Origin of the sequence: Synechococcus sp. CBW1107, from assembly GCF_015841355.1 — a bacterium.
In the GTDB taxonomy this organism is placed as follows: domain Bacteria; phylum Cyanobacteriota; class Cyanobacteriia; order PCC-6307; family Cyanobiaceae; genus Regnicoccus_A.
In genome coordinates, this window is sequence record NZ_CP064908.1 from 1,974,974 (window position 1) to 1,994,580 (window position 19,607).

The window sequence follows — 19,607 nt, forward strand, 5'->3', positions numbered from 1 at the left end:
CGGCTGCTTCATGCTCTCCCCCCTGTTGTTGAGCATCGATCAGGGCACCACCAGCTCCCGCGCCGCCGTCCACGACGTGAAAGGCCGCCGCCTGCTGAGCCGCTCGGTGCCCCTCGAGAGCCGCTATCCGGCCGATGGCTGGGTGGAGCAGTCGGCAGGGGCCATCTGGCTCAGCCAGCTGCAGGCCCTGCGTGAGCTGGAGCAGGCCCTGAGCCCTGAACAACGCCGAGCTGTGGCCGCCTGCGGCATCGCCAACCAGCGCGAAACCACGGTGCTCTGGCGGCGCGGGAGCGGGGAACCGCTGGCTCCCGTGATCGTCTGGCAGGACGGCCGCACGGCGGCCCTCTGTGCCGAATGGAAACAGGGCGGGCTGGAGCCTCTGATCCAGGCCCGCACCGGCCTGCTGGTGGATCCTTACTTCAGTGCCAGCAAAATCGTCTGGCTGCTGCGGGAGAGGCCCGCCGCCGCCGCCGCCGCCGCCGCGGGCCAGCTCTGCTTCGGCACCGTCGACAGCTGGCTGTTGCAGAACCTCAGCACCGGAGGGCGCCACGCCACCGACTACAGCAACGCCAGCCGCACCCTGCTGATGGATCTGGAGCAGCTGCGCTGGGATCCCGAGCTGTGCGCGGCCCTTGGGGTCCCCCCATCGGCCTTGCCGGAGCTGCTGCCCAGTTCCGCCCTCTTCGGCACCATCGCGCCCGGCTTGCCGTTCGCGGGGGTGCCGATCACCGCCATGCTGGGCGACCAGCAGGCGGCCACCCTCGGGCAGGGCTGCCTGGCCGCCGGCGAGGGCAAGTGCACCTACGGCACCGGCGCCTTCCTGGTGATCAACACGGGGGCCACGATCCATCGCTCCAGCGCGGGCCTGCTGAGCACGGTGGGCTGGAGCGATGCCGCCGGCCGGACCACCTACTGCCTGGAGGGCAGTCTCTTCAACGCCGGCACCGCAATCCAGTGGCTGCGCGATGGCCTCGGTCTGATCGAGCGTTCCGACCAGGTGAACGATCTGGCGGAGCGCTGCCTCAGCAGTGGGGGCGTGATGCTGGTTCCCGCCTTCACCGGCTGGGGAACGCCCCACTGGGACCCCACGGCCCGGGGGCTGCTGATCGGTCTCACGCGCGACAGCGGGCCGGCCCAGATCGCCAGGGCAGCCCTGGAGGGGATCGCCCTGGCGGTGGCCACCCTGGTGGAGCTGGCGGAGGAGGCCCGCGGCCAGCCCCTGCTGGAGCTTGCTGCCGATGGAGGCGCTGCGGCGGCGGACCTCCTGCTGCAGGCTCAGGCTGATGCCACGGGGTTGCCGGTTCTGCGCCGAGCCGATCTGGAGAGCACCAGCCGTGGGGTGGCCCTGCTGGCGGGTGTTCAGGCGGGTGTGCTGCCCGATCTCGCCAGTTGGTCGCGGCGGGCTGATGAGCCGGAACCCCAGCGGTTCTCGCCTCGGATCGACGGGCCGTCGCGGCAGCGCTGGCGGGCCCGCTGGCACTCGGCGGTGGAGCGCAGCCTGCACTGGCATTCACAGCCCGCCAGTGTGGGCGCAGCCGAATCAGAGCGATGAGCGTGGACCTGCTCGTGATCGGCGCCGGTGCCACCGGGGCCACCCTGGCTCTGGAGGCGGCACGGCGGGGCCTGAGTGTGGCCCTGGTCGAAGCCGGCGACATCGCCGGCGGCACCAGCAGCCGCAGCACCAAGTTGCTGCACGGAGGGGTCCGCTACCTGGAGCTGGCCTTCCGCCGCCTCGACTGGCGGCAGCTGCAGCTGGTGCGCGAGGCCCTGGCTGAGCGGGGCCACTGGCTGGAGGCGGTGCCCTTCCTGGCTCGGCGGCTGGAGTTGCTGCTGCCCAGTGAAGGACTGCTGCAGCAGGCTTATTACGGCCTCGGCCTGGCGGTGTACGACCGGCTGGCGGGACGGCGCGGCATCGGCTCCAGCCGCTGGCTCTGCCGTGAGGCGGTGCAACAGCTGCTGCCTGAGCTGAAGGCAGGCCAGCTCGGAGTGGCCTACGGCGACGGCCAGTTCGATGACGCGCGTCTCAACCTGCTGATCGTGCGCACCGCCGCCCGCCTGGGGGCCGAGGTGTTCACGCGAACCGAGGTGGTGGAGCTGCTGCGTCAGGGCGACCGGCTCAGCGGCGCCGTGCTGCACCACAGAGCCACGGGCCAGCGGAGCCGGCTCGAGGCCCGGGTGGTGCTCAATGCCACGGGAATCGGTGCCGATCGGATCCGGCAGCTGGCCCAGCACGACCTTCCGCCCTCCCTGCAGGTGAGCCGCGGCGTGCATCTGGTGCTGGCCGACGCTCTCTGTCCCGGGGGGACGGGGTTGCTGATCCCCTCCACCGACGACGGCCGGGTGCTGTTCGTGCTCCCGTTTCACGGCCGCACCCTGGTGGGAACCACGGACACCCCCTGTGGTTCAGCCGAGGCGGAGCGACCCAGTGAGGCGGAGGAGGCCTACCTGCTGGACCATGTGCGTCGCTGGTTCCCGGGCCACGGGGAGCCGGTGGTGAGCAGCCGCTGGGCCGGGGGCCGCCCCTTGCTGCTGGGGAATGGCGACTCGGCCATCGCCGGGACCGCCACGGTGGTGCGTGAGCACCAGGTGGAAACGCTCCCCTGCGGTCTGATCAGCGTGATGGGAGGCAAGTGGACCACCTGCCGGCCGATGGCCTTCGATGGACTCCAGGCCGTGGCGCAGTTGCTGGGTCGTCCCCTGCCCGCTCCATCCGCCGAAGCCGCAGCTGTACCGATCCACGGCGCGGCCGCCACTGGCGCGGCCACCGTCGCCGGGCTTGACCGTCTGCGCCTGGACCTGTCCCAGCGCCTGGCCTGCGGCGACCACGCCCTGCTGGACCACCTGCTGGCAGCCCACGGCCTGGGAGCGGAGGCGGTGCTGGCCTGTGCGGCCAGCCCGTCCGAGCTCGAACCCCTCAGCGCGGTGATCCCGCTCACGGCTGCCGAGGTGCGCCATGGCGTGCGCCACGAGTGGGCCCGGACGGCGGATGATCTGCTGGCCCGGCGATGCCGGCTGGCTTTCGTGGACAGCACCGAGGCCGAGAGACTGCGGCCTCAGGTGCAGGCTCTGCTGGATCAGGAGCTGGCGTCGCTCGAGTCCTCGCCCACCAGCCACCAGAAGAATCCGTAGGCCGGCAGGTACACGAACCAGGCGTCGCTGGCGGGGGGAAACTCACAACCCCAGAGGGTGTCGCGCATACGGCTCCCCTGCCACTGGCCCAGGTCGAGGCAGCTCGAGGCACCGGTTGCCGCCAGATTCGCCGCTACCACCACGGTCATTCCATCGCTGTGGCGGGCGTAACAGAGCACGCTGGGGTGCGCGCTCTCCAGCAACTCGAAACTGCCGTGGCGCAGGGCCGGCAGCTGCCGCCTGCTGGTGAGCATCCGGTGGTGCCAGTTGAGCAGGGAGCCGGACAGTTGCCGCTGCACCTCCACATTCACCACCCGGTAGTCGTAGCCGGGGGAGGTGATCGGCGGCAGGACCAGCAGGGGGTCCGGGGCCGTGGAAAAGCCGCCGTTGCGTTCACTCGTCCAGGCCATCGGCGTGCGGTTGGCATCCCGGTCCCGCAGGCCCGGCCAGTCGCCCATCCCGAGTTCGTCGCCGTAATAGAGGCAGGGCAGGCCTGGCAGGCTGTAGAGCAATCCGTGCAGCAGCGTGTTCGGCCGCGGGTCGCCGTTGAGCAGGGGGGCCAGGCGCCGGTTGATGCCCCAGTTCAGCCAGTGCTCCCTGGCCTCGGGGAAGCCGGTCATCACGGCCTGCACCACCTCGTCCTCCACCAGGTGGCCATCCCCGAGCCAGAGTTCGTCGTGGTTGCGCAGCGGCAGCGCCCAGCGGCAGCCGGGGACCATCTCCTGGGCGTGCTGCAGGCAATCGCGGAGCTTGTCGCAGCGTCCCTGGGCCACGGCGGCAAAGAGCTGGGCCGTGAGGGCGAAATCGAAGGCGGCATGCAGTTCGTCTTCCGCCAGGTAGGGCGCCGACTCCTTCACCGGCTGGATGGCTTCGGCGATCAGCAGCAGGTCGCGCCCGGACTTGTCCACACGGGCGCGCAGGCGCTTCAGGAAGGCATGGGTTTCGGGCAGTCCTTCGCAGCGGGTGCCTTCGCGCTCATGCAGGAAGGGCACCGCATCGAGGCGGAAGCCATCGACGCCGCGCTCCACCCAGAAGTCCACCACCTCCAGCATCGCCTCGGCAACGGCGGGGTTGTCGTAGTTCAGGTCGGGCTGGTGATGCAGGAATCGGTGCAGGTAATACTGACCGGCCACTGAATCCCACTGCCAGTTGGAGGATTCGAAGTGGCGGAACAGCACCTGGGCCTCCGGGTAGCCGCAGTCGTCGTCGCGCCACACGTAGAACTCCCTCTCGCTGCTGCCGGCTGGCGACCAGCGGGCCCGCTGAAACCAGGGATGCAGCACGCTCGTGTGGTTGAGCACCAGATCGAGCAGCACCCGGATGCCGTGCCCATGGGCCTGATCGAGCAGCCTGGCGAGATCGTCGAGGGTACCGAGATCGGGATGAATCGCCGTGAAATCGGTGATGTCGTAGCCGCCGTCCCTCAGCGGTGAGGGATAGATCGGCGTCAGCCAGATCGCATCCACCCCCAGCCACTGGAGGTAAGGGAGCTTGCTGGTGATCCCGTCGATGTCCCCGATCCCATCGCCATTGGCATCGGCAAAGGAACGCGGCATCAGCTGGTAGATCACGCAGCCGTTCCACCAATGGTCCTTGTCGGTCGACATCGAGGGCCGCGCCTTAGAGGGACCTGAGGGCACCCAGCTGCTGCTCGGCCCAGTGCTGAACCGTGAATTCATCCACGGCCTGAGTCATCGAGGCCATCCGCCGCACCTGCTCCTCCGGGGGCATGTCGAGGGCGTCGCTGATGGCCCGGTCCATGCTGCGGTGCGAGTAGGGATTGGTGAGCACCGCATCCTCCAGCTCGACCGAGGCACCGGTGAATTCCGAGAGCACCAGCACACCCCCCAGCCCCTGGCGTGCCGCCACGTATTCCTTGGCCACCAGGTTGAGGCCGTCCCGCAGCGGAGTGATCCAGCAGACGTCGGCCTGGCTGAACCAGCCCATCAGTTCCTCGTAGGACGTTCGGCGGGTGGAGAGGCGAACGGGAGTCCAGTCGATGCGTCCGAAGCGGCCGTTGATGCGGCCCACGATCTCCTCCACCGAACGCTGGATGTCTTCGTAGATGCGCATGCCACTGGCGGCCGCCACACAACCCAGAAACAGCTCGACGCCGCCATGCCAGCGCGGCTGCTGCTCCAGCAGCCGCTCTTAGGCCAGCAGCATTTCCTCGTTCCCTTTGGTGTAGTCGACCCTGGAGGCTGAGAGGATCAGTTTCCGGCCCTTGTGCTGTTCGGCGATCGTGCTGGCCATGGCCTTCACAGCCGGTGTGACCACCAGGTCACGGATCAGCTCAGGGGAGGTGCCTACAGGGGAGGCCTGGATGTGGACACGGCGGCCGTTGTGATCGATCCAGGGCACCACGGTGGGTTCCGAGAGAGCACTGCCATAGCGGCGGAATTTCTTGGCCACGGGAACAGGGTCAGCCCCTTGGACTCCGCGCAGGTTGATGGCGCTGCGTGTGAAGTTGTTGGCGTAGGACGGGATGTGAAAGCCGACGAGGTCGCAGCTGAGCAGGCTGTCGAGAATCTCGTCACGCCAGGGCAGGATGCTGAAGACGTCGCTGGAGGGGAAGGGAGTGTGGTGGAAGAACGCGATCCGGACGTCCGGGCGCTGCTCGCGGATCAGGGCTGGAGTGAGCCAGAGGTTGTAATCGTGAATCCAGATGGTGGCGCCAGGGGCTGCTTCCTCGCAGGCGGCACGGGCAAATGAGCGGTTGACCTCCTCGAAGGTGGCCCAGTCGGAATTGTCGACGCTGAACAATCCGGGGAAGCTGTGCAGGATTGGCCAGAATGATTCTTTGGAGGTGACGTGATAAAAACTGGAGATCTGCTCTGGTGTTAAGGGAAGTCGCCTGAGGGTGAAAGGACTGGGCGAAGTGAGCTCCAGCCGCTCGTCGGCATTGGCGGCGCAAGTGGCATCCTGGCGCCAGGAGATCCAGGTGCCTGAGCGTTCCTCCAGAAAGAGACTGCGAAGAGTCGGGATGATGCCGTTGGGGCTTTTCTGGTCAACCCACTGGCGATTTCCTTCGCTGTCGAAGGTTTCTTCATAGGGCGATCGGTGGTAGACGAGGACAAAATTGCTGTCGCCGCTTGGCATGGCGCCAGAGGGGTTGAGTTGATCGGCGGTGGTCTTGTCGGGGCTGCTGGAGGTGGCGGCAGAATCATTCAGGGATGACATCTGAATCTCGTTCTGCTTTTGTTGTAGTTTTTGCACCAAAGCTTCTTCACTCTCTCGTTTGATGCCATTCTATACTCCCTGAGCCGAGATCGCTTTGCTATCACGAGCGCGACGGGCCTGCGGCACTGTCACAAATCTGAACTCCGGCGCCGCTGAAGCTGGCGAAATCCGCCGGTCGTGTACAGATTGTGGATGGTCTGCCTGGCGACCTCCCGTGCCGCGACGTCTCTTTCCCCTTCAGCTGGTTCTGCCGTTGTCCCGATCCCGCGTGGGTCGCTGGATGGTGCCGACTGGCCTGGCCCTGCTCGCGGGCCTTCTGCCGGCGGCATCCGCTCGCGCGGAGGGGGTCGTCGACCGGGTTGCCCGCAGCGGGGAGCTGGTGATGGTCGGGCTGCCTGATCAGGCACCCCTGCTCTCCTTCACTGCCCAGGGGCAACCGGTGGGCTACGCGATGGAGGTGGGCAACCGCATCGCGGCTGAGCTGGCCGTGGCCGTGGGCCGCCCCGTGCGGCTCCGCGTCGAGGCCGTGGCCGACCCTGCCGTTCTGGGCCAGCGTCTGGTGGGCGGCCAGGCCGATCTCGCCTGTGGCGTGCCGTTCACGTGGGAGCGGGACATCACCCTCGATTATTCCCTGCCCTTCGCGCTCTCCGGTCTGAGGCTGCTGGCGCCCGCTGGTCGGCTGGATGGATCGCCCCAGTCGCTGGCCGGGAGGCGCATCGGTGTCGTCGCCAAGTCTCTGGCGGAAACAGAGCTCAGGGGCATCCAGCCGACCGCCCGGCCCGTGGGGTTCGCCAGTCTGGCCGAGGCCGTGGCGGCGCTGAAGGCCGGGTCTGTGGAGGGGGTGATCGGTGACAGTTCACTCCTGGCCGGTCTGACTGCCGGCGACAAGGGTGCCGCGCTGGCACTGATCCCCTCTGAGCCCTACGAGCGCTATGCCGTGGCCTGTCTGGTCCCTGAGAACGATTCCGGCTTCCGCAATCTGGTGAATCTGGCGATCGCACGGCTGCTGCAGGGCTACCTCGATGGTCAGCCCGAGGCCGTGGGCTCCGTCGATCGCTGGGTGGGACCCGGCAGTGCGCTCAACCGCACCCCGGATCAGATCCGCACCTATTTCGAAACGGTGCTGCTGGGGGTGGAGGCCCTGCGCCCGCTGCCGGCCCAGGCGGGTTCGGCCCCCGTCAGGCCCACGGCTCCCTGATGTCCTGAGGCGACCCCCCCCGGGGCGTCGTTGTCTTCTGCCCCTCCCCCGCTTCCACCCTGCTCCGATGGCCTTCTTCACCCGCTCCCGGCTCTTCGGCATTCTGTTGCTGGCGGCCTCCCTGCCTCTGGATCCAGGGGTGGCCCGGGCCCTTGCGGCCTCAGGCTCAGCTCCCTCAGCCGGTGAGCAGCCCCGCCAGGGCGATGCCATCGAGGCACGCCTGCGACGCATTGCCGCCGCTGTCCGGGAGCACGACGACGCTGAGGCCGGCGTGGAGGCGGCCGGGTCTGACGGCCGGCTGGCGCGGGTGTTCGTCAACGGTCCCAATGTCGGGGTCGGCTGGGGCAATGGCGGCTTCCGCAACGGCGGCTTCTACAACGGGGGCTTCCGCAATGGCGGCTTCTACAACGGTGGGTTCCGCAACGGTGGGTTCCGCAACGGCGGTTTCCGCAATGGTGGCTGGCGCAACTACTGGTGAGCGCATCCGCCCAGCTGCCGCCCCAGCTCCAGGCCGGCCCGCTGCGCCTGCTGGTGGTGCAGCCCACCCCGTTCTGCAACCTCGACTGCGACTACTGCTACCTGCCCAGCCGGGATGACCGCAGCCGGCTGCCGCTGGAGATCCTGGACGCGGCCCTGGAGCGGGTGCTCGAGAGTCCATTCCTCGATGGCGGGTTCACCCTGCTCTGGCATGCGGGGGAGCCGCTCACCATGCCGGTCGCGTTCTACGACGCGGCCTCGGAGCGCATCCGCCAGGCCCTGAAGCGCCATGGACTGCCGCCCGAGACGATCGTGCAGTCGCTTCAGACCAACGCCGTGGTGATCGACGACGCCTGGTGCGACTGCTTCGAGCGCAACGGCATCCATGTGGGCGTGAGCATGGATGGGCCGGCTTTTCTGCACGACGCCCACCGCTGCACCCGCACCGGTCTTCCCACCCATGCGGCCGTGATGCGCGGCATCGCCGCCCTGCAGCGCCGCGGCATTCCGTTCCAGGTGATCTGCGTGCTCACCGCCGATGCCCTCGATCAGGCCGATGCCCTCTACGACTTCTTCAGCGGCGCCGGCATCACCGACGTGGGCTTCAACATGGAGGAAACCGAAGGAGAGAACCTGCGCTCCACCCTCGAGCGTCCCGATGGGGAACGCCGCTACGCCGCCTTCCTGGAGCGCTTCTGGCAGCGGATCCGCTCCGAGCCCGGTCGGCTGCGCCTGCGTGAATTCGATGGCATCACCAGCCTGGCCTGTGGTGAGGCCCGGATGGAGAGCACCGACATGAACACTCCATTCGCGATCGTGAACGTGGACGCCAAGGGCAATTTCTCCAGCTTCGACCCGGAACTGCTGGCGGTGGCCACGGCCGACTACGGCGATTTCACCTTCGGCAACGTGCTCCAGGGCAGCCTCGAAGCGGCCCTCGGCACCGAGAAGTTCCAGCGGGTGTGGCGCGAGATCGCGACCGGTGTCGACCTCTGCCGCCGCGACTGCGCCTATTTCGGCCTTTGCGGCGGTGGTGCCGGCAGCAACAAGTACTGGGAGCACGGCACCTTCGCCTGCAGCGTCACCCAGGCCTGCCGCTACCGCATCCAGCTGGTGGCCGATGTGGTGCTCACCGGCATGGAGCAGGAGCTGGGATTGAGCGCCTGAGCGGTCTGGATGGACCGGGGCGCCCACCCCCCCAGGAGGGATGATCGGAGCTGGATCTCCCCCTTGCTCCGGCGCTCCGTCCGCACCCGCCACCCATGCTCCGCATCGCCCAGACCCTTGACACCCATCTGCGGTCGGCGATGGAGCGGGCGTTCCCGCAGGCGGCCGCCGAGGCCGAGGCGGCCGGCCGGTGCCTGGATCCCCAGCTGGCGCCGGCCAGCAAACCCGAGTTCGGCGATTTCCAGGCCAACGGCGCCCTGCCCCTGGCCAAGCCGCTGGGCCTGCCGCCGCGGGCGATCGCCACAGCGGTCGTGGAGCAACTGACGGCCGATCCGGCCTTCACTCAGCTGTGCTGTGAACCCCAGATCGCCGGGCCCGGTTTCATCAACCTGCGCCTGCGCCCCGAGCGGCTGGCAGCGGAGCTGCGGGAGTGTCTGGTGGATCCCCGCCTGGGTGTGCCCACCACCGCAGGGCCGCTGGCCCCGGTGATCGTGGACTTCTCCAGCCCCAACATCGCCAAGGAGATGCACGTGGGGCATCTGCGTTCCACGATCATCGGCGATGCCCTGGCGCGGGTGCTGGAGTTCCGCGGTCATCCGGTGCTGCGCCTCAACCACGTGGGCGACTGGGGCACCCAGTTCGGCATGCTCATCACCCACCTCAAGCAGGTGGCCCCCGAGGCCCTCAGCACCGCCGATGCGGTCGATCTGGGTGATCTCGTGGCCTTCTACCGCCAGGCCAAGGCGCGCTTCGATGCCGATGAGGCCTTCCAGGCCACGTCCCGTGAGGAGGTGGTGAAGCTGCAGAGCGGCGATCCCGTGAGCCGCAGGGCCTGGGAGCTTCTCTGCGAGCAGTCGCGGCGCGAATTCCAGCTGATCTACGACCGCCTCGACATCGCTCTGAGCGAGCGGGGGGAGTCGTTCTACAACCCTTATCTGGAGGCGGTGGTGGCCGATCTGGCGGCCAGTGGGCTGCTGGTGACCGATGCCGGCGCCCAGTGCGTGTTCCTCGACGGTGTGAAAGGCAAGGACGGCCGGCCGCTGCCGCTGATCGTGCGCAAGAGCGACGGCGGCTTCAACTACGCCACCACCGATCTGGCGGCCTTGCGGTATCGCTTTGCGGAGCCTCCCGAAGGAGATGGCGCCCGCCGGCTGATCTACGTGACCGATGCCGGCCAGGCCAGTCACTTCGCCGCCGTGTTCCAGGTGGCCCGCCGTGCCGGCTGGGTTCCCGAGGGAGGGCGGCTGGAGCACGTGCCCTTCGGCCTGGTGCAGGGCGAGGACGGCAAGAAACTCAAGACCCGCTCAGGCGACACGGTTCGGCTCAAGGACCTGCTGGATGAGGCGGTGGAGCGCGCTGAGGCGGATCTGCGCCGCCGCCTCGCCGAGGAGGAGCGTCAGGAATCGGAGGCGTTCATCACCCATGTGGCCACCACCGTGGGTCTTGCGGCGGTGAAGTACGCCGACCTGAGCACCAACCGGAACACCAACTACCAGTTCAGCTTCGATCGCATGCTGACCCTGACCGGCAATACGGCCCCCTATCTGCTCTATGCCCTGGTGCGGATCGCCGGCATCGCCCGCAAGGGGGGCGTGGGTGCCGGGGAAGGGGATGCGGCCGCGGCCTTCCCCGATCCTCTGGTGTTCAGCGAACCCCAGGAATGGGCCCTGGCGCGCCAGCTGCTGGCGCTGGATACGGTGATCGCCGAGGTGGAGGAGGAACTGCTGCCCAACCGGCTCTGCTCCTACCTGTTCGAGCTCTCCCAGGTGTTCAACCGCTTCTACGATCAGGTGCCGGTGCTCAAGGCCGAGGAACCGGCCCGGGGATCTCGTCTGGCCCTCTGCCGCCTCACCGCCGACACGCTGAGGCTGGGACTCGGCCTGCTGGGCATCCCGACGCTGGAGCGGATGTGAGCGATCCCCGGTTCTCGGAGCCGACAGCGGTTCCTCTGGCACGCCCGGAAGTGGAGGCCCTGGTGGCCTACAGCGCACCCCTGGAAGGCCGCCGCGGGCTGCTGCGGCTCGACTTCAACGAGAACACCGTGGGCCCCAGCCCGAAAGTGGTGGAAGCGATCCGTGCCATCCCCGCCGACCACTACGCCATCTATCCCGAGTACGACGGCCTGCGCGAAGCGGTGGTGGCCTCTCTGGGTGGGACGGGCCTGAGCCCGGCCCACATCGGCCTGTTCAACGGTGTCGATGCCGCCCTCCATGCCCTGTTCCACGCCTACGGCGCCCCGGGCGATCGCCTGCTCACCACCAGCCCCACCTTCGGCTACTACACCCCCTGCGCCCGCATGCAGGGCATGACGATCGAGGCGCTGCCCTACCGGCTGCCTGAGTTCGGCTTTCCTCTCGAGGAGATCCGCGCGGCGCTGCTCGGTCCAGGTGATGCCGGCGAACCCAGCGGCCACTGGCACCCGCCGCGGATCCTGCTGCTCTGCAACCCCAACAACCCCACCGGCACCCGCCTGGCGCCTGAGGGCATTCTCGAGCTGGCGGCCGCAGCCCCGCGCACGCTGGTGGTGGTGGATGAGCTCTATGAGGCCTTCACCGGCGACAGCGTGCTGCCGCCCCTGCTGAACCGGGGGGCCGCCGATGCCTTCGCGGCCCATTCCAACCTGCTGGTGCTGCGCTCCCTGGCCAAGACCGCCGGCCTGGCGGGTCTGCGCATCGGCTTCGCGATCGGCGCGCCGGCTCTCGTGGACCGCATCAGCCGCGTCACCGGCCCCTACGACATCAACAGCTTTGCCGTCACCGCCGCCCGCGCCGCCCTGGCGGATCAGGCCTATGTGGATGGCTACGTGGCCGAGGTGCTTCTGGCGCGCGGCTGGCTGCAGCAGCAGTTGCGCGCCGCGGGTGTACGCCACCACGCCGCCGGAGGCAACTACCTGCTGCTCTGGCCCGCTCGGCCGGTCGCCGAGGTGGAGGCTGAGCTGCGCCAGGCGGGAATCCTGGTGCGCTCGATGGCCGGCAAGCCCTTGATCGATGGCTCCCTGCGGGTGAGTCTGGGCACCCGTGAGCAGATGGCGCGGTTCTGGGACGCCTACCAGGCGCTCGAAACGAGCCGGATCAGCGCATCACCTTGATCTGGGGCCCATCGCTGAGGGGCGCACTGAAGCTCACCGTCCGACCCACCCGTTGCACCGGTGTGCCGCTCATCGCTTCGAGGAAGGGCTCGATGCTGCCCTGGTCGCAGCTGGCCGGGCTGCGGCCACTCACGTACTGCACCGGAATCACCCGCCGGGGTTCGAGCGCGCGAACCACGGCGGCGGCCTCGGCGCCGTCGTAGACCTTGGCGCCCCCGCCCACGCCGATGATCAGCACATCCGGCTTGCCGATCAGCACCCGGTCTTCGGGGCGGAGGGCCGCCGCCGTTCCGCCCAGGTGGGCGATCTCCAGACCTCCCTGCTTCCAGCGCCAGAGGGTGGCCTGACCGAAGCGGCGGCCGCCGATGCGGTCGTGGGGGATGGCGGCTCCTTCCAGCTTCAGGCCCGCCACCCGGTAGGAACCGGGGCTCACCAGCATGCGGCCGGAGGCCACCGGAGCGCCCTCATCCAGGAGCCGGCTGCTGGCCAGGATCACATCGGCACGCACCCGCGGCTCGCTCAGGCCGGCGGCGCAACCCACGGCCTTGAAGGGGTTCACCAGCACCGTGGCACCACCGCCCTGGATCAGCAGGGCGCTGTGGCCGTAGCTGGTGACCGTGACGCCACCGGCGGCCAGCCCGGCTGCGGGCACACCCAGGCTGATGCCGGCCACCAGTGCCGCGCTCAGCAGCGTGGTCTGGCGGCGAAGGGGCCGGCTGACGATGCTGGAGGGGCCGTCGTGCGCGTGCCCTGATGCGGAGGCCATGCCTGCTGGTGCGCCCCGCAGGCGCCGTTCGTGGCGCGAACCTAGCAGCGTTGCCCCAGCCTCCTTCAGGAGGGGGTTCCGGTGAGCGGTCTGGCGCCGCTGGGATGGTGCTGGGCCGCCTGGCGCAGGAAGTTGGCCAGCAGCCGGTGTCCGTCCTGGGTGAGCACGCTCTCCGGATGGAACTGGACGCCTTCGATCGGAAAATGACGGTGGCGCAGGCCCATGATCGTGCCGTCCTCCAGCCACGCGCTGATCTCCAGCTCCTCAGGCAGGCTGGCCCGCTCCGCGATCAGGCTGTGGTACCGGGTGGCCGTGAGCGGGCTGGGTAGGCCGGCGAACACCCCCGCGCCCCGATGCAGCACCGGGGATGTCTTGCCGTGCATCAGCTCTGCGGCTCGCACCACACGGCCACCGAACGCCTGGGCCAGGCACTGGTGACCCAGGCAGACCCCCAGGATCGGCACAGTCGGTCCCAGCTTGTGCATCACCTCGAGGCAGACCCCGGCCTGGTCGGGGTCGCCAGGGCCCGGTGAGATCAGGATCGCCTCCGGCCGCAGGGCAGTGATCTGATCGATGCTCAGGGCATCGTTGCGCTCCACCCGCAGGTCGGCGGCGATCGGGTGCTCCGCCGCCAGCTCGCCGAGGTACTGCACCAGGTTGAAGGTGAAGCTGTCGTAGTTGTCGAGAACCAGGAGCATCAGGCCAGCCGCCAGAACTCCATTCAAACGCCCAGGCGCAGCAGCAGGGGGGGCAGAAGCAGAAGCGCGGCGATCAGCAGGGAAGCCGCGGCGGCCACCAGCACGGCCGCCGCGGCGCAGTCCTTGGCGATGCGGGCCAGGGGGTGGAACCGGCGGCCGATGGCCAGATCCACCACCGACTCGATGGCTGTGTTGATCAGCTCCAGCACCAGCACAGCCGCCACGGTGAGCACCAGCAGTGCCAGCTGTTCGGTGCTCAGCTGCAGCCACAGTCCCAGGGCAAAGACGCAGCCGCCGGTGATCGCATGGATGCGGAAGTTGCGCTGGCTGGTGAAGCCATAGGCCAGCCCCTGAGCGGCATAGCGGAAGCTGAGCGGAAGATCGCTGGCCACACGCCACGCCCCGGTCCGTTGGCCCCGAGCCCGGCGGGAGGAGTCGTTGGCCATGGGATCCGCCAGCGCAAGAGGAACCGGCTCGAGGGGGACCGGGTTGACCATGCTGACTCCTCCTGACGTTCCGCCGCTTCGCGCGTCCGGGCTGAACGTTACCGCCGTCGTCCAGGGGGGTCGCTGCCGTCGCTACCGGCGCAGCACTCCAGCAGCTGGTCCTGGCGGCGCAGCATGGCCTCCAGCCGGGCGTCGTCGGGGTGATCCCAGCCCAGCAGGTGGAGCAGGCCATGGCTGGCCAGCCAGCTCAGTTCCCGCGCCAGGCTCACGCCTGCCGCCTCGGCCTGGCGGACCGCTGTGTCCAGGGAAATCACGATGTCGCCCAGCTCCAGTGGCTCCCCCTGTTCGGGTGACTCCTGATCTGATGCCAGCTCCGGCGGCTTCGGCATGGCCGGTGCTCCCTCCAGCCCTTCGTCCTGGGCGGCGAAGGCCAGCACATCGGTGGGGCCCTGCTGGTTCCGCCAGCTTTCGTTGAGCTCGGCCATCTCCCGGTCGCCCACCAGGCTCAGCCCCAGGCTGTAGGCGGGCGCCCGCAGGGCCTGGGGCAACTCGGGTTGCATCTGCTCCAGCCAGGCCGCCAGCAGATCGCGCCACGGCCCTTCGGCCGTGGCCGGGTCGGCCAGGGGGCCAGCCGCCTCCAGCTGTTCGGCGCTGAGCGCCTCGTCACAGCTGAAGGCCAGGTCCAGGCCTGGAGGGACCGGCGTCACTGGGGCAGGCTGGGCCGGCCGAACCAGGCCAGCAGCAGCAGCACGGCACTGAAGCCCACGGCAGTGAGGCCGAAATGCAGCAGGCTCTGGCGGCCCTTGCGCACCATGTTGCGCATGGCCAGCTTGACGAAGCTGGGAGGTGGACCGGCGGGGACCTCTGTGCTGGCGGTGGGCTCAGTCGGCGTGCCGGGCCCGCTGGGGCTGATGCTGTCGGTCATTGGAGGATCGGTGGGGCTCAGGCGGCCACTTCGGCGGCGATCTCCACACCCTGGCGCAGCAGGGCCTGGATGAAGGGATCGAGGTCTCCGTCCATCACCCCCTGCACATCGGTGGTCTCCACGGCGGTGCGCAGATCCTTGACCATCTGATACGGGTGAAAGACATAGTTGCGGATCTGGTTGCCCCAGGCGGCCTCGACGATGTCGCCGCGGATGTCGGCGATCTCCGAGGCCCGCTGCTCCTGGGCGATCACCAGCAGTTTGGCCATCAGCAGTGCCATCGCCTTCTCCTTGTTCTGGAGCTGGGAGCGCTCCTGGGTGCAGCGCACCGCCAGGCCGGTGGGCACGTGCAGGATGCGCACCGCCGTTTCAACCTTGTTCACGTTCTGGCCGCCCGCCCCGCCGGAGCGGGAGGTGGTGATCTCCAGGTCCTTGTCAGGGATGTCGAGCTTGACGTCCTCGTCGAGCTTGGGCATCACCTCCACGCCGGCGAAGCTGGTCTGGCGCTTGTCGTTGGCGTTGAACGGTGAGATCCGCACCAGCCGGTGGGTGCCCTTTTCGTTGCGCAGGTAACCGTAGGCATAGCGCCCGTCGATCTCGATCGTGCAGCTCTTGATGCCGGCCTCCTCCCCTTCCGAGAGTTCGTCCACGGTCACCTTCATGCCATGGTCCTCGGCCCAGCGGGTGTACATCCGCATCAGCATCAGGGCCCAGTCCTGGGCGTCGGTGCCGCCGGCGCCGGCATTGATCGAGATCACGGCACCCTCCTTGTCGTAGGGGCCGCTCAGCAGTCGCTCCAGTTCCCAGCGGTCGAGATCGGCCCTGAGGCTCTGCAGGCCGCCATTGGCCTCGCTCAGCAGCTCCTCATCGGGTTCGAGGTCGTAGAGCTCGAGGGTGGCGCGGGCATCGTCCACCGCGGTTCGCCACTGCTTGAGCTGCTCCAGCTGCGCCTTCACCTCATCCAGCTGGCGCATCTGCTTCTGGGCCTGCTGCTGGTCATCCCAGAAGTCGGGCTGGGAGGCCAGCTGCTCCAGGTCCTGCTGGCGGGCGTTCAGGGCCGGTACGTCAAAGACAGTCCTGGGCATGGCCCAGGCGGTCGGTGAGTTCGGAGAGGTCGCGCTTGAAATCGGTGAGGTCGAGCACCGGCTGGTCAACGGTTTTCACGACCGTATCAGCGCGGCTGGGCGCCGGGAACGGCTTCTAGGATCCTGATTCAGCTCAGAAACCGCGATGGTGGCCGACACCGCAGTGAACGTCGAGATCTACACCTGGCGGTTCTGCCCTTTCTGTGTCCGTGCCAAGGCACTGCTCGATCGCAAGGGAGTGGTCTACGAGGAACACGCCATCGATGGCGACCAGGCCGCCCGCTCCGCCATGGCCGAGCGGGCCGGAGGACGCAGCAGCCTGCCCCAGATCTTCATCAACGACCTCGGCATCGGCGGCTGCGACGAGCTGCATTCCCTGGAGCGGGCCGGTCGGCTCGATCAGCTCCTGAAAGGGGTCTGAGGGTGCCCAGCAGCACGACCCCCAGCGGACCGTCCCATCTCTTCGTGATCGACCCGATCCAGCGCCTGCGTCCAGGCAAGGACTCGAGTGTGGCCCTGATGCAGGCGGCCCAGCGTGCCGGCCATCAGGTCTGGATCTGCACTCTGGCCGATCTGGCGGTTGAGGGGGAACGGGCCGGCGCCACCGAACCGGGACACCGCCCCACGGTGCTCGCCCAGTCCGCCCAGCTGGCGGCGATCCGTTCCACGCCCGAGGGCTGGGAGATTCCCGAGCCCTGGGTTGAGCTGGGGCAACCCCAGCGCCTGCCGCTCGACGCCTTCCCCTGGGTGTGGATGCGCAAGGATCCGCCCGTGGACGAGGCTTACCTCTATGCCACCCATCTGCTCGAGCTGGCCGAGCACCGGGGCGTGCGTGTGCTCAACAGGCCGGCATCCCTGCGGGCCTGGAACGAGAAGCTCGGCGCCCTGCGCTTCAGCCATCTGATGGCCCCCACCCTGGTGAGCGGCAACATCGAGCAGCTTGCGGACTTCGCCGCCGAGCATGGCGAGGTGGTGCTCAAGCCCCTGGGGGGGCGTGCCGGTCAGGGGGTGGTGCGCACTGAGGCGCGGGCGCCGGGGTTGCAGGCCCTGCTGGAGCTGGTCACGAACCAGGGCCGGCTGCCGGTGATGGCCCAGGCCTTCCTCCCTGAGGTGGTGGCGGGCGACAAGCGCATCCTGCTGGTCAATGGTGAACCGCTCGGAGCCGTGAACCGTCGCCCCTCGCCCGGAGAGTTCCGCAGCAACCTGGCGGTGGGCGGGGAACCGGAGGCCACCGCCCTCACCGATGTTGAGCGCACCATCTGCGCCGAACTGGCCCCGGCCCTGCGCGCGGCCGGGCTGTTCTTCGTGGGGATCGACGTCATCGGTGATCGCCTGAGTGAGATCAACGTCACCAGTCCCACCGGCGTTCGGGAGATCGAGCGGCTGGGCGGCGTGCCGCTGGCCGATCTCACGATCGCGGCGTTGCCGCACGTCTGAAGCGGGTGCCATCCCCCAGCCGGGAGCGGGCATGACCCTGGTCCGCCAGGACGATCTCCCGGTAGCTCTTCCAGCCGAGGAGGGGATAGGCCCCGATCTCGGGTTTGAGCACCAGATCGGCCAGATTTTCCTGGGCTCTTGATTGGCTGTGGGAGGTGCACATCATCGCGCTGATGATGGTCCTGGCTATTGAGGAGCGGCGGCGCTTCCGGTCCGGGCTGTCCTGGTCGGCCGTATCGGGATCCACATCCAACGACACGGCGATCACCCGCCCGTCACTCAGGCCACGGGCGGCGGCGATCGGCAGGTTGTTCAGGATGCCCCCATCCACGTGCAGGTCCCCCCGGCTGTCCTCCACGGGCGGAAAGCTCCCCGGCATCGACATGCTGGTGATCACCGCGGTGGGGATGCTGCCCAGACACCAGGCCTGCAGACGGTTGCGGGAGAGGTTCGTCGAGAAGCAGTGCAGTCTCAGCCAGCAGTCCTGGAGGCGGGTGGGGCCGAAGAAGAGTTCCATCTCCCGCCGGGGGTTGGCCAGGGTGAAGAGGGCGTCACGGGGCAGGGTGAGGTTGTAGGGGCTGGAACGGATGATCACCCGTTCCAGCTGGGAAAGGATCTCGCCGCTGGAGAGACCGAATGCCAGCAGGGAGGCCACGAGGGAGCCGATGCTCACCCCCATCACCACGTCGGTCTCATCAAGACCCACCTCCTCCATGGCCGCCAGGGCTCCGATGGGGGCCAAGCCCCTGGCCCCCCCGCCGCCCAGCACGAGCACGGTCTGCAGGCGCAGCACAGTGCGGGCCAGCCTCCCCAGATGCCCACGGCGGTCCGGCTGGATGTTGATCACCTGCGCCGGCCTGAGGTCCGCGTCCCAGTCCGGGCTCTCAGGACGCTCCTGCCCCCTGGGCCAGAGGCGCATGAGGTGGGCTTTGTCGTTCAGCGCCTGGTTCCAGGCGGCTGCCGGGAGCGTGCCGTCCCGCAGCACGATCAGCCGGTCGATCGGCTGGAGGTTCCGGTGGCTCAGGGCCGTGGGGTGTGATGGATGGCGTTCGGCGATGGGCAGCGCCTCCGGGGGTGGAGAACCCCTCCGGGGATGGCGCCCGTCTCCGGTGGCGCCGAGCTGTTGGCGCCAGGCTTCAGAGCTTCGCGCCACAGGCTTTGCAGTGGCGGGCATCACGGTCGTGGGGCGTGCAGCCACAGCTCGGGCAGTCCCTGGCCGACTCACGGCGCTGGCGCTGGGCCTCCTGCAGACCCACGCTGAGGATCCCGGTGGGGACGGCGATGATGCTGTACCCCAGCAGCATCACGGCCGAGGCCGCGAACCTGCCTAGAGGGGTCACGGGAGTGACATCGCCATAGCCCACCGTGGTGATGGTGACCACAGCCCAGTAGATCCCCACGGGGATGCTCACGAAGCCGCCGGCTTCACCCTCGATCAGAACCATCAGAGCTCCGATCACGATCACCAGGGTGACCATCGTGAGCAGGAACACCAGGATCTTGCGGCGGCTGGCCACAAGGGCCTGCCAGAGCAGGTCGGCTTCCTGCAGGTATTCCCCCAGCTTGAGGATCCGGAAGACCCGGAGCAGCCGCAGGATCCTCACCACCAGGAACGACTGGGAGCCCGGGACCATCAGACCTACGAAGGTGGGCAGGATCGCCACCAGATCCACCAGCCCGAAGAAGCTGGTGGCGTAGCGCAGGGGCCGCTCGACACAGAACAGCCGCAGCACATATTCCAGGCTGAACACCAGGGTGAAGCTCCACTCGAGGGCCTCGAAGGGAATCATGGGCTGCAGTTTCAGCCTGGGGTCGCTCTCCAGGATCACCGTCAGAACGCTGGCGGCGATCGCCAGCAGCAGCACCACATCGAACGCCTTGCCAGCCGGAGTGTCGGCTTCGAAGATGATCCGGTAAAGGCGCAGGCGCCCCAGCCAGCGCAACAGCAGCAGCGCCAGGCCCACAAGCCCCCCCAGCAGCAGCACCGCAACGACCACCGGCGTCATGGGCG

General features: G+C 68.6%; 18 protein-coding genes and 1 pseudogene. 9 read left to right on the forward strand and 10 right to left on the reverse strand.

Annotated elements, in window-relative coordinates:
• Positions 1-10 precede the first annotated feature (10 nt).
• The gene (locus I1E95_RS10180; RefSeq protein WP_197161994.1) at positions 11-1,552 is read left to right on the forward strand and encodes a glycerol kinase GlpK; all 1,542 of its coding nucleotides are present in this window, start codon (positions 11-13) and stop codon (positions 1,550-1,552) included.
• Positions 1,549-3,129 carry a glycerol-3-phosphate dehydrogenase/oxidase gene (locus I1E95_RS10185; RefSeq protein ID WP_197161996.1) on the forward strand — a complete coding sequence of 527 codons (1,581 nt, stop codon included), beginning with the start codon at positions 1,549-1,551 and terminating at the stop codon, positions 3,127-3,129. Before I1E95_RS10180 ends, I1E95_RS10185 begins: the two co-directional genes overlap by 4 nt.
• Here the strand turns inward: I1E95_RS10185 and I1E95_RS10190 are convergent.
• Both I1E95_RS10190 and ggpS read right to left on the reverse strand, forming a co-directional pair.
• A complete protein-coding gene (locus I1E95_RS10190) occupies positions 3,075-4,736 on the reverse strand; it encodes an alpha-amylase family protein (protein ID WP_197161998.1) in 1,662 nt (553 codons plus the stop codon). The two genes, I1E95_RS10185 and I1E95_RS10190, sit on opposite strands and share 55 nt — an antisense overlap.
• A 13-nt stretch (positions 4,737-4,749) precedes the next feature.
• Positions 4,750-6,228 (reverse strand): annotated as a pseudogene (gene ggpS / locus I1E95_RS10195) (glucosylglycerol-phosphate synthase).
• 334 nt (positions 6,229-6,562) lie between these two features.
• Between ggpS and grrP the strand changes: the two are divergent.
• The 5 genes from grrP to I1E95_RS10220 all read left to right on the forward strand — a co-directional run bounded on the left by grrP (position 6,563) and on the right by I1E95_RS10220 (position 12,239).
• On the forward strand, positions 6,563-7,507 hold the full coding sequence (gene grrP, locus I1E95_RS10200) for an extracellular substrate binding-like orphan protein GrrP (RefSeq protein ID WP_231594558.1): 945 nt from the start codon (positions 6,563-6,565) through the stop codon (positions 7,505-7,507).
• 67 nt (positions 7,508-7,574) lie between these two features.
• Positions 7,575-7,985: a GrrA/OscA1 family cyclophane-containing rSAM-modified RiPP gene (gene grrA / locus I1E95_RS10205; RefSeq protein ID WP_197162000.1), complete on the forward strand. Its 411-nt coding sequence runs from the start codon at positions 7,575-7,577 to the stop codon at positions 7,983-7,985.
• Positions 7,982-9,151, forward strand: a complete 1,170-nt coding sequence (gene grrM, locus I1E95_RS10210; protein ID WP_231594559.1) for a cyclophane-forming radical SAM/SPASM peptide maturase GrrM/OscB — start codon at positions 7,982-7,984, stop codon at positions 9,149-9,151. Before grrA ends, grrM begins: the two co-directional genes overlap by 4 nt.
• Before the next feature lie 95 nt (positions 9,152-9,246).
• Entirely contained in the window at positions 9,247-11,064 is a 1,818-nt protein-coding gene (gene argS, locus I1E95_RS10215) for an arginine--tRNA ligase (protein ID WP_197162002.1), read from the forward strand.
• Entirely contained in the window at positions 11,061-12,239 is a 1,179-nt protein-coding gene (locus I1E95_RS10220) for a histidinol-phosphate transaminase (protein ID WP_231594560.1), read from the forward strand. The genes argS and I1E95_RS10220 overlap by 4 nt, the downstream gene beginning before the upstream one ends.
• Here I1E95_RS10220 and I1E95_RS10225 read toward each other — a convergent pair.
• The 6 genes from I1E95_RS10225 to prfB form a co-directional block, all read right to left on the reverse strand.
• Complete coding sequence (locus I1E95_RS10225) at positions 12,223-13,005, reverse strand: MBL fold metallo-hydrolase (protein ID WP_197162004.1); 783 nt, start codon at positions 13,003-13,005, stop codon at positions 12,223-12,225. The two genes, I1E95_RS10220 and I1E95_RS10225, sit on opposite strands and share 17 nt — an antisense overlap.
• A gap of 65 nt (positions 13,006-13,070) precedes the next feature.
• Entirely contained in the window at positions 13,071-13,703 is a 633-nt protein-coding gene (locus I1E95_RS10230; protein ID WP_197162006.1) for an aminodeoxychorismate/anthranilate synthase component II, read from the reverse strand.
• A 23-nt stretch (positions 13,704-13,726) separates the two neighbouring features.
• Positions 13,727-14,149, reverse strand: a complete 423-nt coding sequence (locus tag I1E95_RS10235) for a diacylglycerol kinase family protein (protein WP_231594982.1) — start codon at positions 14,147-14,149, stop codon at positions 13,727-13,729.
• Between the two features lie 98 nt (positions 14,150-14,247).
• Complete coding sequence (gene ybeY / locus I1E95_RS10240) at positions 14,248-14,790, reverse strand: rRNA maturation RNase YbeY (RefSeq protein ID WP_370594590.1); 543 nt, start codon at positions 14,788-14,790, stop codon at positions 14,248-14,250.
• A 62-nt stretch (positions 14,791-14,852) separates the two neighbouring features.
• Positions 14,853-15,074, reverse strand: coding sequence for a DUF3285 domain-containing protein (locus tag I1E95_RS10245; protein WP_197162021.1), 222 nt, complete (start codon positions 15,072-15,074; stop codon positions 14,853-14,855).
• A 17-nt stretch (positions 15,075-15,091) separates the two neighbouring features.
• Positions 15,092-16,217, reverse strand: a protein-coding gene (gene prfB, locus I1E95_RS10250) for a peptide chain release factor 2 (RefSeq protein ID WP_197167390.1) whose coding sequence is annotated in 2 segments (ribosomal slippage) — positions 15,092-16,141 and positions 16,143-16,217 — 1,125 coding nt in all. Because the reading frame shifts where the segments join, the coding sequence is not laid out codon by codon here.
• A gap of 87 nt (positions 16,218-16,304) precedes the next feature.
• Here prfB and grxC point away from each other — a divergent pair.
• Both grxC and gshB read left to right on the forward strand, forming a co-directional pair.
• A complete protein-coding gene (gene grxC / locus I1E95_RS10255) occupies positions 16,305-16,580 on the forward strand; it encodes a glutaredoxin 3 (RefSeq protein WP_197162024.1) in 276 nt (91 codons plus the stop codon).
• Between the two features lie 2 nt (positions 16,581-16,582).
• Entirely contained in the window at positions 16,583-17,596 is a 1,014-nt protein-coding gene (gene gshB / locus I1E95_RS10260; protein WP_197162025.1) for a glutathione synthase, read from the forward strand.
• On the opposite strand, the gene I1E95_RS10265 is transcribed toward gshB, so the two are convergent.
• Together I1E95_RS10265 and I1E95_RS10270 are read right to left on the reverse strand one after the other, a co-directional pair.
• Positions 17,568-18,770, reverse strand: coding sequence for a patatin-like phospholipase family protein (locus I1E95_RS10265; RefSeq protein ID WP_231594562.1), 1,203 nt, complete (start codon positions 18,768-18,770; stop codon positions 17,568-17,570). The genes gshB and I1E95_RS10265 overlap by 29 nt on opposite strands.
• Positions 18,733-19,602 (reverse strand): ion transporter, encoded by an 870-nt coding sequence (locus I1E95_RS10270; RefSeq protein WP_197162031.1) that lies wholly within the window; start codon positions 19,600-19,602, stop codon positions 18,733-18,735. Before I1E95_RS10270 ends, I1E95_RS10265 begins: the two co-directional genes overlap by 38 nt.
• Positions 19,603-19,607: the final 5 nt, after the last annotated feature.